The sequence below is a fragment of the Brachyspira pulli genome (genome assembly GCF_036997785.1).
Taxonomy (GTDB): Bacteria; Spirochaetota; Brachyspiria; order Brachyspirales; family Brachyspiraceae; genus Brachyspira; species Brachyspira pulli.
The window spans coordinates 17,592-34,132 of record NZ_JAWLQI010000005.1 but is presented as its reverse complement, the minus strand read 5'-3'; the positions used below and the strand labels follow the sequence as shown (position 1 = coordinate 34,132).

Here is a 16,541-nt window from a genome sequence, read left to right as displayed (position 1 = left end):
TAAGTATTATAAATGCAAATAAATTTTATATCAAATAAAAAAGGCGATACCTCAAAAAAGATACCGCCTTTAATTTTATAAAATTATTATTTAGATTTATTTAGCTTCTATAACAACTTTATGCTGTCCGTCATAACCGAATACTTCAGGATTATACATCTCTTCAGCTTTAGTAGCAGGAAGTAAATATTCACCAGGAGTAACAGCACGAACTACATATCTGTACTCATGTTCGCCGTCACTAAGCATATCAGCGAATAATAACACTTTGTCATTATAGTTTTCAGTGTGATTGAATCCGCCCCACCACCAAGTAGGTTTGCCAGCATTTCCAGTTAAGTTTTTAACTTCGCTGCTTTCTGTAGCAAAGCTAGCATTCAATATTCTCATACCTGCCGCAATAGGAGTATCAACTACAACGAAATGTCTTTCAAAAGGAGCTGTAACTTTTACTACAACAACATATTCCTCACCTTGTTTGAATTTATCTTTAGTTAAGTCTAATACTCTGCCGTCTTTAGTTTCGTATCTTCTTTCTACTTTTATTCCAGCATCTCTATTAACTGCTAAATCGCGAGGAGCGTAAGTAAGTCTAACACCATAATAAAGTCTTCCATCTCCATTACGTTTGATATTAGCTAAAGCAGCTCTAGTATTTAAGTTGCTCAATTTTTCGTCCATAAACTCACTTAAAGCATAATTCTTAGTTAAGCTAGGCTGAGTTCTTGCAGTAAATGTTTCTTCAAGTAAAGTTTTTCCTTGATATATAAACTCTGCTTTGAAATTAGGATTAACATTCTCATATTTTTTATAATACATATTCATAGCAGCGAATACTGAAACATTGTCCTGAGTATTTAAATATCTTCCGTTTTTTCTTGACTGAACTAACCAACGAACTACTTTTTCATTGATAGCATTGTCGTAACCTGTTTCTATTAAAGCATATAAAGCAACAGATGTATCTCTTACTGAAGAAGAGTGTATCCAATAAAGATTAGCATATCTTCCTTCAAGCTCATAATGTGCTGTATTAGGATCTTCTTTAATAGTGTTAAGTATATACTGTCTAACTTCAGTTAATGCTTTATTATCATATTTATTGTAATACATAGCTCTCATTAATTGAACCTGTCCGTAGAAAGGTATATTATTAACTTGAGGATATATTCTGTCTATTATAGTTTTTACATCATTAGCATTGTATCCGCCTTCAGAAAGAACTGCAGCGATATAAGCTATAGATGAAAGATTTATATATTCATCTTGCCAGAAGCTAGGTTTTTCAGCCTCTCCGCTCTTAGCATAATTATTAATGTATTCTAATGCTAATCTTAAAGAATTTTCATCAACTGTATATCCTTCTTTTTTAGCTTTAATCATAGCATCAGCAGCATAAGCAGTAAGCCATGGAGATATCCAAGTTTTGCTAGGCCAGTAAGAGAATCCGCCGTCAGCACTTTGATATGTAGGCATAGATTTTAAGAAATCTTGTACTGTTTTATCTAAACTTTCTTCAGCTATATCAGTAAGCTTCATATCTACTAATAATCTCTTACTTGTTATTATAGGATAAACTCTTGATAACTGCTGTTCCAAACAAAGGTAAGGATAATTTATAAGATAATTTATACCGCCTGTAAGTTCACTGAATGCACTAGGTGACATATAAACTTCTAAACTTCCAGCACCTTTATATGCTTCTGTTATATTAGGTACTCTAAGCATTAAATCAGTATTATTATTTGTAGTACTTGAGAACATAGCAACAGATTCTGTAGTCATAGGAATATTAACATTGAATGTTTTTTCTACAGCATCAGTATATTCTCCGCCTTTAGCAAATATAGTAACTTTAGCTTCTCCCCTATTTGTAGCTATAATATCAAATCTTACATCAGCATTTCCACCTTTAGGAACTTTTATTGTTTGAGCAGCATTTTCTATCATAGCATTAGAAGCAACAGCCTGAACTTCTATTTCTAAATCCTGATCAGAATAATTGTATACTATACTTCCAGCTTTGAATTTATCTTCAACATAAGCAAATTCTGGTAAAGTAGTCATAAGCATAATATTTTTCTTAACTACAACAACATCATCAGAAGCACCGAAATAACCGTCTTGGTTTATAGCAGAAGCCATTATTCTAAATGATGTAATATTATCAGGTAAATTGAATGTAACAGTAGCTTTACCATTAGCATCAGTTTTTACTCTGCCTTGATAGAATGCAGTTGTTAAGAAATTCTTTCTTATGCTGAATACATCCATACCCATAGCTTCAGCTTTAGCCATCATCATATCATTAGCGGCTCTCATACCGTCACCGCCAGGAGTATCGCCTTTCTCACCATAGTTTCTCTGTCCTATTAAGTGTATTCTAGTATCGGCACTTGCTACACTCAAAGGTCTTTGTCCATAGAAAGTATTGAACCAGTTAGGAGTTTTATAACCTATTAAATTTAATACTCCAACATCAACCACGCTTAACATGATTTCTGTTTCCATAGGTTTGCTTTCTTTAGTTTCAACATATAAGTCCACTGTCATTTCATCACGAGGTTCTAAACTGTCAGCAGATTTTGTTATTTTTACATTAAGTTCTTTTTCACGAGGTGATACTGAAAGTCCTGCATAACCAATTTTAAATGATGGCTTACCTTCATCAGTTGCATAATTAGTATAAGCTTCATTTTCAACTCTACCTTTAACAAGTGAAACACCTACATAAATATTAGGTAAATATTCTGGTTTTATAGGTACTTCTATTAAAGCAGTAGAACCTTCAATATTTGTAACATAAGAATCTATAACATATTCTCTTTCAACTGTTACTAAAGCAGTAGCAGATTCATAAGGAGATTTTATCATTATCTTAGCTGTTTCACCTGGCTTATATTCTTCTTTTTCTGTGATAAGCTCTAACAAATCATCATCAAACATAGCCCAAGGAGCATAATCCTTACCTATAACATACATATATTCATCAGCAGCAACTTCTCTGTTTTTAGAGTCTTTTGCTCTTGCTAATATTATGTAAAGTCCTGAATTTGTAGGAGTAAAGCTGTATGCAACTGGGTCTTTTTTTGTTGTTACTGTAGTAGTTTCAACAACATCATCTATTTGTTTTGATTCCCATTCAAATCTTCCGCCTGTTATAGCTTTTCTTACTGATTCCCAATGTCTTCTTATAACTTGAACTTCTATTTCTTTGCCTTCAAGTCTGTTTCCTTCTGTATCAACAGCAATAAATTCTAACTGTGTAGGCTTATCAGTTTCTAAGAAATAACCTTGTCTTTTTATACCTATATAATAATCACTACCATGAACTAATACACTTTTTGTAGTGCTTACTCTTTGAGAATCCTCACCTGATACAGTTGATTCTATAGTAACATAAGCAGCATGTATTGAACGGCTTGCATCTATAGTTGGAGCATAAGCATATTCACCATTTTCATCTAATGCACCCGTACCGTTTGCTATCATAGAATAATAATTATTATAATATTCATCTTCAAACCAGCTTAATTTTGTAAATCTGAAACCTGCATTATTAGGAGGAGTGAAGAAAGTTTCATTCATAGAAATATTATAACTAACTTGATTAGATATCATAGGCTCGCCGAATAAATACCAGCCTGACATCTTAATAGGCATTGTATCGCCTAAATAATAATTTTTGTCTTCAACCCAAAGTCTGCTTTCATATTCTAAAGGTTTGAATTCCTCTACTCTGAAGCTTTGTGATAAACTATATGAACTGCTGTCTTCTCTGTCATTATTTGATTCGCTTCTAAACTCTGCATTTACACTGTAATATCCAGTAGGAGCATCTGCTGGTAAAGTGAAATCTATTAAATAAGAACCATATTCATTTAAAGTAATAGTTCCTTTATGTATTTCCTCACCTCTTGAATTATTGATTACAAATGTACCATTTTTCAAATCATTAGGTATTTGCCAATTTCCTATTTTATTTTCTCTTATAACACCTTTTATATGTACTTCTTCACCAGGTTTATAAAGTCCTCTTTCTGTAAACATAGAACCATTATAATCTTTATCAGAAGGAGAATAATCGTAACTTATATCCATTCTCCAAGGTGAAACACCTGTACCCCAATCGCTGTTTATGAAAGATACATCATCGCCTTTTGTAACTATAGCCCATTGTCTAGGAGTATCCCATCTGCTTGCTCTTTTTATTCCTAAAGTTCTAAATCCTTTAGTAGTTGCTATTCCGTTTTCGTCTGTAGTTGCTTTTTCTAATACTCTGTTAAAGTCATCTCTTATTTCTACAGTAGCTCCTTCAACCGGCATTCCTGTTTTTAAATCTGTTACAAATATAGTATTTGAATCGCCAGAGAATTTACCTGTTACTCCCATAGAAGTAATTTGTATTTGAGAAGCTGTTGAATAATCATATTGATTTTGATATCCTGTTTTAGTTTTAAACTCTATAGACAATAAACCATATTGCTTATTATTCATATAATTAGTTAAATATAATGCTGTTGTGATATATCTGTTTCTTTCAACGTTAGGAGTATATTCAGTAGTATTATTATATCCGAATAATTTTCCATATTGATTAGTATAATTTCTAAATTGAGCACTTTCATCATATCTATATACTTGTTTATTTACAAATAAGAAAGGTATGATATTTTCTTTATCAACATATCTGCTTTGTATATTTATAGTATTAGGGTTCATTACCTGTACTGGAAGTTTTATTCCTTCATAAGCTTCAACAACTCCCATTCCTGAAGGTATAGAAACGCTTGGGTTATAGTCTGTAACATTTAAAGTAATATTTTGTTCTTTAGCCAAAGTTTGACCATAAGAGTCTTTTAAACTTCCATTGATTTTTATATTATAAGTAATATTAGGATTGAATCTTAATGAATAAAGTGAAAATTCTTTTGAAGACCAAGAATTCTGCTGAATTTCTTCTTCTGTAGGAAGCTGAATTTCCGGAGTGATTTCCATATTTCTTATCAAATCTGACCATTCAACTCTTGTACTGAATTTTATTGTAGGAGCTTTAGGAGAATATGAAGCTGTTACAGTTTGTTCACTTTCTCCGCTGAAATAGAAATCATCATGTGTAGAAAAATTAAAACTGTCATTATTTGCTGTTCCCAAATTACCATTAACGGCAGCAAGTCCTTTTTCTATATGTACTGTTATTTTATCATTTTTAGCTAATGCAGCTTTAGGCTTTATAACTAATACTTGTTCTAATTGGTATTCGTTAGTTTCCCATTCTCTTAAATCTTCTATTTTTGCATATCTTACATCAAAATCTATAGCAGTATTATTATTGCTGGCAATTAATTGTATTTTTTCTTTTGCACTCTGAAGATAAATAGGCATATTATAATAAACAACTATATTAACATCTGTAGGAAGTTCTGACTGCCTATCATAAGGAGAAGTTTTCTGCATTATAGGTCTTAAAGTATTAAAACTCCAAGTATAATCATTTTCCAATATATCGCCTGTTAATTCGCTTTTTATTCCTTTTTTTAGTGTAACATCTATTTTTGTGTTGTCTGGCAAAGGTTCACTAGGATAAAAAGCTAATGTATTAACAGAAAGCCATTTATACGTACCTTTAACATCTATATTAAAATTGAAGTATTGATTAGTAACTTCTTTAATAGCCTGTAAAGCTACCATCTGCTGATTGAAAGTTACTGTTATTGCTTCATAATTATTTCTCGAAGTGTTTTCTCCGATTGGAGAGGTTCTGTCAATAGCTATTGCCGCAAACATACTAACTCCTGTTATCATTGTTAAAATTAATGACATTATCATAATACAATAAAGAGTTTTTAGTTTTACAATAAGTTTTCTCATAAAGGCTCCAGAAACGATATTTTTATATTGTAATGTTATACCATAAATAATTTTAAAGTAAACTATTAAAAGTAAAAAATATTTTATATTAAAGAATATAGTTTTACTAAAAAATTACATATAGTTATATAAAACTAAAATAAAACAAAAAAGTTGTATATTTTATTTAAACTATTTTTATAATTTTCAGTATTGCCAATATTATTTTATAATTCTATTAAAAAAGAGCCTTCATAAAAATTAATTTATAAAGACTCTTTTTTTATTATTTTTTTATATATTATTCTTTATTATACTATAAACAGAATTAATAAACCTTTTATTTAATTTTAAAGGATTTGTTTTTACAGGCTGCAGCTCATCGCTTTCATCATAGAAAATAATATTATTTAAATTGACATCTTCATCAGGCTCAATTCCAAAATACATATAGTCAAATGTAATATGTGCTGAAATTTGTAAATAGCTATCTTTTAAAATATATTCACTATAGCTTCCTCCGTCTTCTGCTTCTCCTCTTGCAAAATCATATTTATTTGCAAATGACATCAAAGTTCCAGCTTTAACAGTGACTCCTTCAAATGCAGTTAGCTCATCATTTTGAATATCCTTTTCTTTTATAGTTTCATAATTAAAATTAAGCTGTTCTATAGGCTGATTAATTTCATAATCTGTCAATTGCTGTTTCCATTTATTTAAAGTATTTTCATCTAATTCTATAGGGTGAACTAAACTAATATTTTTTGCAGTTGTATCTTCAAGTTTATATTCTTTTTCATCGGCAGTATTGAAAGTGCCGTCTTCCATATATCTAAAACTTTCAATTAATTTATTATCATCATCATAAACACCCCAAATTAATTTTAAGGCAAATATATTCATAATACTATTATTTACAAATACATTCTTGAAACTTTTATAATTCCATTTTCTGCCGTTCATTAAAACTCTTTGAAGTCTTATTCTTTGAGATTGTATTAAAGTTTTTATTTCTTTTTTTAGAGTACTAAATTCTTTTTTAACTGAATCTGCCATTTCCTTATCATCTTTGCTGTTTGGGGCTGGAAGTGATTTTATAATTTTACTTTTTTCATCATCATTAATTGTTAATTCTAAATTATTATCTATATTTAAAGTAAATGTTCGGTTTGCTTCACCTCCATAGCTTAGAACTTTATTTCCTTTTCTGTCAAAACCAAAATCAGGAATAATTCTGTCAGAAAGTTCATCAGTAGAAATTTCTAAAATCTCTGCAGCATTTTTCATAGTTTCATTTGCTGTTTCTTTAATTTTTGCAGTAGGTGCTTTTCTTGTTAGATTATCAACCAATATTAAAGCATAATTTTTTCCATTTAATGCAATACATTTTACAATAAATGCTCCCAATATAGTTCTTGCTCCCTTAGCAAATTCTTTTATTAATGTATATACTGCATCGATTTTTGAATTGTCAGAATATATACAATAAGGCATCAAGATATTTTTTTCTTTACTGTCATAATTAGTATCTTTCCAATAATTGAATATATCATTTAATACTTTTTCAAAAGAGTTAGTTTCTAATAAATCAGCGAGCATATCGCAGTCTTTAAGTCTTGCAGGTTCTATTAAATTCATATACTCAATGAAAATATATTTAATAATTCTTTTATCAGCCTCATTCCCATTTTTATATAATACTTTATCTAATTTTACATTCTCTAAAAATTTAATACTGTTTTCATAACTTGTATTATAGTATGTATTAATGAATTCAATTGCTTCATCAACACTATTAAATTTATCGCCGTATTTTTTTAAGTTCCAATTTTTTAGTATTGTTTTTAAAGCTCCTTTTAAATCTGAAGCTTTCACTCTGTCAATAGCTTTTTCAACATATTCCCTTGTTATATTTTCATTATTAGATATGAGTTTTAAACAAACTCTTTTAACTTCTACTTTTTTAGTGCTTTCAAGAACTGTATAAAATAAATCAAAATTATTATAATTAAAATTAGGATTATATGCCCATTTTAATATATCTAAAATAGCCAATTTTTCATTGCTTAATTCTTTTTTAATAAAGTTTTTATCATCTAATATATTTTTTAATTCTTCACTGTAATTTTCTAATAATAAATCTTTTAAAGTTTTTGCATTATCTTTTTCATCTGTTAAACTATTATATAATGATGGAGGCGGCATATAGTAATTACCATAATCATAATAGTATGAAAGAAGAACTTCTTTTAATGTTATATTTAATTCTTTATTATTTATAAGAGAATCAACTATTTCTCTGAATGTTCTTGAAGTTAGGGCATATTGTGTTTCTATGTATTTTCTAATTCCAAGCTGTATAGTTAAATGTTTTAATACATCTATACAGAATTTTTTTGATGATTTTGTTTCTTCGCATAAATCTTCAAAATTGAATAAGGCAAATACATACATTATATCTGTATTCAAACTAATTTCTGGATAAGTTGCTCTAAATCTGTAAAGTCTGTCTGAAGATTTTTTTCCTGTAAAATAGTCTATTAAATTATTAAATGTTTTATTTTTATCTTTATCAAATACCTCTTCTAAATTTTTAATGTTATTAGATATTTTATTAATATCTCCTCCATCTTGCTTTTTAAGACATTTTAAAATTACATTAGGTATTATTTGATAGCATAATTTAAATGTTTCTAAATCAAAATTATTATCATTATGCTCTAATAAAATTGCACTGAATAAAATAAATATGATTTTTATATCTTGTCTTATAATATATCTTTCTGATTTTAAGAGATTATATAATTTATAAAAAGATTCTTTATCATTTAAATAAAGTTTTTTGAAATTATGAACTTTATCTATATAAAAATAATCATTAAAATGTTTAGCAATAACTGAAAAATAATTTGGAAAATCAAGTTCTTTATATCTTTTATCAATCATTTTATATCTATCTGAAAAAGAATCTCTATTTACATAAGTTCCAAAGTCTATATTAATTTCTATAATTAAAGATTCATCATTGTTTAATATTTCTACAAATTTATCTCTTAATGATTTATGTTTATTTATAATAGGAGCAATAACATTTAAAGCATCAATTTTATTCGGCATATAGTCTAATGCTTTTATAATAATGTCTATATATTTATCTTCAGTGTTTGCCATAGCACATAATGCAAATAATGGTATAACTGCATCTCTATCCATATTTTTAAATATTTTTTCTGCATCTTTAGAATTTATTATATCTACATATTTATTAACATATTCAGTAAACTCTTTATTGAAATACTCATTTAATAATTCAAATATTTTATGTATAGGTCTTTGAAAAGCCATTAGTCTGCATACAGGTGATTTATATGTGCTGTAATTTATATTCTCTAATGCTTTTTCTAAATTTCCAAATAATATTAAAGATGGAAGTACAAGACTTTCTCTGTGCTCTTTTTTCTTATGTTCATTATAATAATATATTTTTAATAAGTGTTTGTATCTGTCTTTTAATTTTTGATTATCTTCTTCTATTTCACAGTAGCATTTAATTATATCATTCATTTTATAAGCTAATGGATATCCCCAAATAGGTATTGATGTGAAATTTGTATTTGCTTCAGCCTGCTTCATAGGCATTCTTACATCAACATAAAATTCTTCCAATTTCTTTTCTAAGTCCATAAAAATCCTCTATTTATATAGTATTGAAATAAATGAAGTTATATCACATATAATTTTTTAAGTAAATAATAAAAGTAAAAATATTTTTTATACTCACTTTTTGTTATATCATTATTTAGTTTAAAAGCTTGATATTTATTATAAAACTTTATGAATTTAAAAAAGTTATGCATAAATAACCATATTTTGTCAAAAATAAATTTATGTTTTATTTTTATATTTGGGGCTTTGCCCCCGTTCTGCGTTCCTTCGGCAAGCCTACTTCTTTTGCGACAGAAGGAAGTTTCTGTGGTATTGCCACATACGAAGTACGCCTGCGACGAGAAGCAAAAAGGCTGCATTTAGACTTTAATTTAATAAATTATTTTACATGTAAAACAATGTTAGTATTATTTAGTACTAATTTTATACTTGCATTTTTTGCAACTTTTTGCGGCGGGAAAAAGTTGAATAAAAAAATTGACAAACTTAAAAATTTTCAGTATATATTATTATTTACTTAAAAAAGTTATATATATTTTAAACTATTTTTCTATTATAGTAAATATTTTCTATTTTATTGTTTGATAATGAGAGTATAGTTTTTGCAAATGATATATTGTCATTTAAACAAGGACATACTATAAAATCTTTAATATTATATTTATTTATAGCTTCTTCTCTATATTCAATATCTATTTCATAAATCGTTTCTGAATTATCTATTGTGAATGCTAAAGGATATATTATTAATTTTTCGCCATTATATTTTTTTATTGTATCTATAGTTGATGGTTCAAGCCATTCAATTTTTCCTATTTTTGATTGATAAGAAAGCAATACATCTTTAAAATATAAACCTGATTCTTTTAATTTTTCTTTTAATATATTCACGTTCATGTTACATTCATATTCATAAGGATCGCCATTATCTACATACATTTTTGGTATAGAATGAGCAGAGAAAATTAATATATACTCTTCACTGTTTTTATCGCCTATACTGTTTTTTATTAAATTTACAACTGAATCATTATAATATTCATTGTCATAATATCTGTCTATTATATTAATTTTAGGATTATATTTTAATTTCTTCATAGCTTTATAAACGCTTTCTAAAGATGATTTTACTGTAACTTCTGAATATTGAGGATACATACTAAATAAAGTAATTTCTTTTACATCATTGTTTTTTAATTCTTTTAATACATCATAAGAATAAGGAGGCGTATAATTCATTATGTATTTATAATCTTTTGTATTGTCCATACTATTTAATTTATTTATAAGTTTTTCTGTATATTCATTTATTGGAGATTTTCCGCCTATCGCTTCATAATGTTTAATAACATTAGGCTTTATTTTATTAACAATCTTTTTAGCTACCATACCTCTTATAATGCTGTTTTTTATATTTAAGATATAGTAATCATTAAACATATTAACCAAAAATGTATTTATTTCATCAAAATTTCTAGGCCCTCCCATATTTAGAAGTACAACAGTTTCTTTTCCATTACTCATAATACATAATCCTTATTAATAATATTTACTATTAAATAATAAATCTTTTATAATTATTAGTCAATATATATTATAAATTTTTCATAGAATATTTTTATAAAAATTAAATAATTAGATTCAGATAAATAGAATTCTTTTTAAAAACAAAGGTATATTAATATAATTTTTTCAAATAGACAAAACTTTATAAAAATTTCACTATGATAATTTAATAGAAATTGATGATTATTATAAATTTATTATAAAAATTCATACAAATAGCCTTGTATATTTAAAAAATTATAAAAAAGAGTCTTGAAAAAAATATTATTAACAAATATAATATATTTATTGATAATAAATATTAATAAGGAGTTTTTATATATGTCAGATAAAAAATTAACAACTGAATTTGGTGCTCCAGTTGACAACAATCAAAATTCTATTACTGCAGGTGCAAGAGGACCTATGCTTTTACAAGATGTATGGTTCATGGAAAAAATGGCACATTTCGATAGAGAAGTTATACCTGAAAGAAGAATGCATGCTAAAGGTTCTGGTGCTTATGGTACATTCACAGTTACACATGATATTACACAATACACTAAAGCGAAAATATTCTCAGAAGTTGGAAAGAAAACTGATTTATTCGTAAGATTCTCTACAGTAGCAGGAGAAAGAGGTGCAGCAGATGCTGAAAGAGATATAAGAGGATTTGCTATTAAATTTTATACTGAAGAAGGAAACTGGGATTTAGTTGGAAATAACACTCCAGTATTCTATTTCAGAGATCCTTTAAAATTCCCAGATTTAAACCACGCTGTAAAAAGAGATCCAAAAACTAATATGAGAAGTGCTCAAAATAAATGGGACTTCCTCACTTCTTTACCTGAAGCTATTCACCAAATAACTATAGATATGAGCGACAGAGGTATACCTTATAGCTACAGACATATGCATGGATTCAGCAGTCATGCTTATAGTTTCATAAATAAAGATAATAAAAGATTCTGGGTAAAATTCCATTTCAAAACTCAGCAGGGAATTAAAAATTTAACAGATGAAGAAGCTGCAGCAATCATAGCAAAAGACAGAGAAAGTTCTCAAAGAGATTTATTTGATGCTATAGAAAGAGGCGACTATCCAAGATGGAACATGAAAATACAAATAATGACTGAAGAACAAGCAAATGCAAGCAAAAGAAATCCATTTGACTTAACAAAAACTTGGTCACAAAAAGAATATCCTTTAATCGATGTTGGAGTTTTAGAATTAAATAAAAACCCTGAAAACTATTTTGCTGAAGTAGAACAGTCAGCATTCAGTCCTTCTACAATAGTTCCTGGTATAGGATTCTCTCCTGACAGAATGCTTCAAGGAAGATTATTCTCATACACTGATACTCAAAGATACAGATTAGGTGTTAATTATTCAAGCATACCTGTAAATGCTCCAAGATGTCCATTCCACTCATTCCATAAAGATGGTTCTATGAGAGTTGATTCTAATAACGGTTCTACTGTACAATATGAACCTAATTCTCAAGGTGAATGGAAAGAACAAAAAGAATATTCTGAACCACCTTTGAAACTTTTCGGCGATGCTTACAGATATGATCATAGAGAAGATGATGACGATTACTACACAGATGCAAGAGCTTTATTCAATCTTATGACTGATGCTCAAAAACAAGTATTATTTGAAAATACTGCAAGAGATATGGAAACAGTTACTAAAGAAGTAAAATTAAGACATATTAAAAATTGTATGAATGTTGATAAAGCTTATGGTATTGGCGTTGCTAAAGCTATGGGTATAAATGAAAACGAAATAAAATAAACAATAAAATATAGTATATAAATAAAAATGCAGTTAATATATAGAACAATATATTAACTGTATTTTTTTATTAATATTTTTATGACAAGTATGTCATATCCCCTATTTTTAAACATTACAATTTTGTATATACTAAAAATTTTTAAGTTTGTCATTTTTTATTCAACTTTTTCCCGCCGCACACGCTCTGCGGACTTCGTCAAAGTTGCAAAAAGTGCAATTACATAATTAGTACTAAATCATACTAAAATTGTTTTACATGTAAGATAGGTTATTAATTTAAGCACACCTAAAGGTGGACTTCGTCAAATATAGTCCTTTTGCTTCTTTGGGTCACCACCGAGTAGGTGCCTAATCGGCAAAAGAAGTGGGGTCTGGGGCAAAGCCCCAGATATAAAAACAAAAATATAAATTTATTTTTGACAAAATATAGTTGTTTAGGTATATACCAACAATTTTTAAGTTTGTCAATTTTTTTGTTGTTCTTTTTCCCGCCGCACGCCACAGGCAGACAGAGTCAAAGAACAAGACAAAGTACACCTACAGCAAAAGTATAAATATAAAATTAGTAGTAAATCATACTATAATTGTCTTATATGTAAAATAAATTGTTTATTTTGTATAGTTGTAAGTAATCAGCTGCATGTATAGTTGGCGTTTGATAAGATAAAACAGTGCCGTGCGGGAAGGTGCCGCAGCTCGCGCTTGACAAAATATAGTTGTTTAGCTATATTATAATTTTATATAATCAAAATAAATCTGTTAATCTAAAATCCCATATAATAAGAATTAATAAAGTATAAATAAATCTTTCTGACACTTTTTCATTATTCTCATTATAGAATTTAATATTTATTTTTACTTTATCTTTGTAATCAATATTATCTTCAGCATCTATTATTATATCAAAATTGTCTCCATTATTTATTTTTAAATTATATTCTTTAACTGTGCCATAGTCCATATAACTAGGAATCATTGAATACCTATCACCGAAAGCCTTAAAAGTACCATAAGCTATTTCAATATTTTGTAATTTGTTTATTTCATTTTCCAAATTATTTTTATCTAATTTTATTATGCTTAATTGATTTATTGGCTGAATCAATTCATAATCTTCTAATTGTTTTTTCCATTTTGTAATAGTTTCTTCTTCCATTTCTATAGGACTTGCTAAACTTATAAAGCTATTTTCATTAATTTTAACTTCTTTATCTTCACAATTTGAATAACTTCCGTCACCTGAATATCTGAAAGTTGTTACAAACACATTATCTTTATCATACAAATTCCATATAAGTGAAGAAGAAAATTTATTCATTATAGGATTATTAATAAATACTTCTTTGAAAAAACTATAATTATATTTCTTTTCATGCATAAGTAATTTTGTTAAACTTATAGAAAGTTTTTTTATTACTTTTGGTATTTCTTTTTTTATATATTTAATTTCTTCTTTTATATTTTCTGTAAAATCTCTAGGTACTGCTTTTAACTCTTTATTATTTTTTATATCAAATACATTTACAGAATAATCAGCATTCAAAATCAATTTATAATCATAATTAATAATTTTTTCTCCTTTTGAATCGAATCCAAAATTTGAAGTAAATTTTAATTCTAAATCATCAATATCAAGTCCTATTTCTTTTGATATTTTATTTATTAAATTAAAAGCATTTTCTCTCAATTCTGATTTTTTAGTTTTTGAATAAATATCATATAATAACTTAATACTATATTCAGTTCTTTTTACTGAAGATAAAATTATTAAAAAGAAATTAGAGTCTTTTTCTTTTTTGTATATTTCTCTTAAAGCTTCATCACTTCCATATAAACTATAAACAATAGCAGCAGTTTCTTTATGTGTTTCTATATAAATATTTTTAGCAAAAGTCAAAAAACTTTCTCTGTCAAGTAAATTAATAATAGAATCAATTTCAAGCAAATTATAAATATCTCTTTTAAGCTCTAAATATTTCAAGTATATATATTTGATAATTTTTTCATCAGCTGTTCTTGATTTATCCTTTATAAACACATTTGCATTTTCTATATAGGAAACTTTCTTCTCATCTTTTTTACTTAATTTAATGCTTTCCTCATATTCTTCAATAGTATCAAAAATTTTATAATCAATAAACTCTTTAAGTTCATCATAATAAATATTTTCTAATTTTCTTTTAGCTGACTGAACTTTTTTATTTTTTATTTCTGAAGCTATTTTATGAATCTCTTTTATATTCTCCTTCAATTTTCTTTCTATAGATTCTGTATTATTATCAAAAGCATATAAATATAAAATCCATTTCAAACTAAATTTATCTATATGTTTATCAATGGCATCAAACCAATCTCCCATATACTCCATAGATTCAAGTTCCCAATTAGATAAAGAATCATAATGCTCAAAACCGCTTCTAAATAACATTCCAATCATATTTTCTACTTTATCAACTTTCCAAGTATTCAAAGGCTGATTGAACTTTTCAGCTTTATGAAAAACATAATCCATTTCAATTATTTTAGATGTATCCCAAGTATTTAATGGCTGATTAAATTCATAACAAAATTTAAACATATTAGATACATATTTCAAATTAGAAGTTTTCCAATTATCAAGAGGCTGATTGAAATTCCAGCATTCTTCAAACATACTATTTGCATATTCTAATTTAGAAACATTCCAATTATTAATATTTTGATTGAAATTTCTACAATTCATAAACATACCAGCGGTACTTATTACATTGGAAGTGTCCCATTTTCCTAAAGGCTGATTAAAATTAAGGCAGTTATAAAACATACTATTTGCATATTCTAATTTAGAAACATTCCAATTATTAATATTTTGATTGAAATTTCTACAATTCATAAACATACCAGCGGTATTTATTACATTGGAAGTGTCCCATTTTCCTAAAGGCTGATTAAAATTAAGGCAGTTATAAAACATAAAAGAAAAAATTTTTATATTAGAAGTATTCCAATTTTCTATATTTTGATTGAATATTGAACAATTTCCAAACATAGACTGAACATTATTAACATTAGAAATATTCCATTTATTAAGAGGCTGATTAAATTTTTTACATTCCCAAAACATCTTTGACATATTTTCAACTTTAGAAACGTCCCAGCTATTAATATTATAATTAAAATTTTCTGCCAATTCAAACATACTGCTCATATTAACAACATTAGAAGTATTCCAAGTTTCAAGTCCTTCAAAATTTACTCTCTTACTGTTTTGAAACAACTCGCTCATGTCTGTTATTAAACTTGTATCAATATCACCCAAGTAAATACTTTCATCTTGAACTAACTTCTGTAATTCTTCTTTTGTTTGAGGTTTGTATTTCATTACTATGTTTCCTGATTCTATTTATTTTAATTGTTCTTTTTCCCGCCGCACGCCATACCTAAAAGGCACTCCCTACGGTCGCAGGCGGACAGCGTCAAAGAACCTTATATCCTCGACAGGCTCGGATACGCTTCGCGAAAGTGCAAGGATAAAATTAGTACTAAATCATACTAAAATTATTTTACATGTAAGATAAATTATTAATTTAAGCACACCTAAAGGTGGACTTCGTCAAATATAGCCCTTCGCAGTAGGCAGGCTGTGCCTGCTTCTTTGGGGCACCACCGAGTAGGTGCCTTGCCTACGGCACGCATAGTGT

The 16,541-nt window shown here is 27.4% G+C and carries 5 protein-coding genes; 1 reads left to right on the top strand and 4 read right to left on the bottom strand.

Annotation, left to right across the window (positions count from 1 at the left end; genetic code table 11):
* Positions 1-96 precede the first annotated feature (96 nt).
* The 3 genes from R4K56_RS02315 to hemH form a co-directional block, all read right to left on the bottom strand.
* Positions 97-5,871 (bottom strand): alpha-2-macroglobulin family protein, encoded by a 5,775-nt coding sequence (locus tag R4K56_RS02315; RefSeq protein WP_335772717.1) that lies wholly within the window; start codon positions 5,869-5,871, stop codon positions 97-99.
* Positions 5,872-6,144: 273 nt separating this feature from the next.
* Positions 6,145-9,534: a DUF4132 domain-containing protein gene (locus R4K56_RS02310; protein WP_335772718.1), complete on the bottom strand. Its 3,390-nt coding sequence runs from the start codon at positions 9,532-9,534 to the stop codon at positions 6,145-6,147.
* 519 nt (positions 9,535-10,053) lie between these two features.
* A complete protein-coding gene (gene hemH / locus R4K56_RS02305; protein WP_335772719.1) occupies positions 10,054-11,040 on the bottom strand; it encodes a ferrochelatase in 987 nt (328 codons plus the stop codon).
* Between the two features lie 363 nt (positions 11,041-11,403).
* On the opposite strand from hemH, the gene R4K56_RS02300 reads away from it, so the two are divergent.
* Positions 11,404-12,858, top strand: coding sequence for a catalase (locus R4K56_RS02300; protein WP_335772720.1), 1,455 nt, complete (start codon positions 11,404-11,406; stop codon positions 12,856-12,858).
* A 748-nt stretch (positions 12,859-13,606) separates the two neighbouring features.
* Here R4K56_RS02300 and R4K56_RS02295 read toward each other — a convergent pair.
* The gene (locus R4K56_RS02295) at positions 13,607-16,222 is read right to left on the bottom strand and encodes a BspA family leucine-rich repeat surface protein (RefSeq protein WP_335786881.1); all 2,616 of its coding nucleotides are present in this window, start codon (positions 16,220-16,222) and stop codon (positions 13,607-13,609) included.
* Between the last annotated feature and the right edge of the window lie 319 nt (positions 16,223-16,541).

Excerpts from the sequence above, each read along its gene's own strand:
- R4K56_RS02315 (WP_335772717.1), bottom strand. The coding sequence starts at position 5,871 with ATGAGAAAACTTATTGTAAAACTAAAAACTCTTTATTGTATTATGATA.
- R4K56_RS02310 (WP_335772718.1), bottom strand. The coding sequence starts at position 9,534 with ATGGACTTAGAAAAGAAATTGGAAGAATTTTATGTTGATGTAAGAATG.
- hemH (WP_335772719.1), bottom strand. The coding sequence starts at position 11,040 with ATGAGTAATGGAAAAGAAACTGTTGTACTTCTAAATATGGGAGGGCCT.
- R4K56_RS02300 (WP_335772720.1), top strand. The coding sequence starts at position 11,404 with ATGTCAGATAAAAAATTAACAACTGAATTTGGTGCTCCAGTTGACAAC.
- R4K56_RS02295 (WP_335786881.1), bottom strand. The coding sequence starts at position 16,222 with ATGAAATACAAACCTCAAACAAAAGAAGAATTACAGAAGTTAGTTCAA.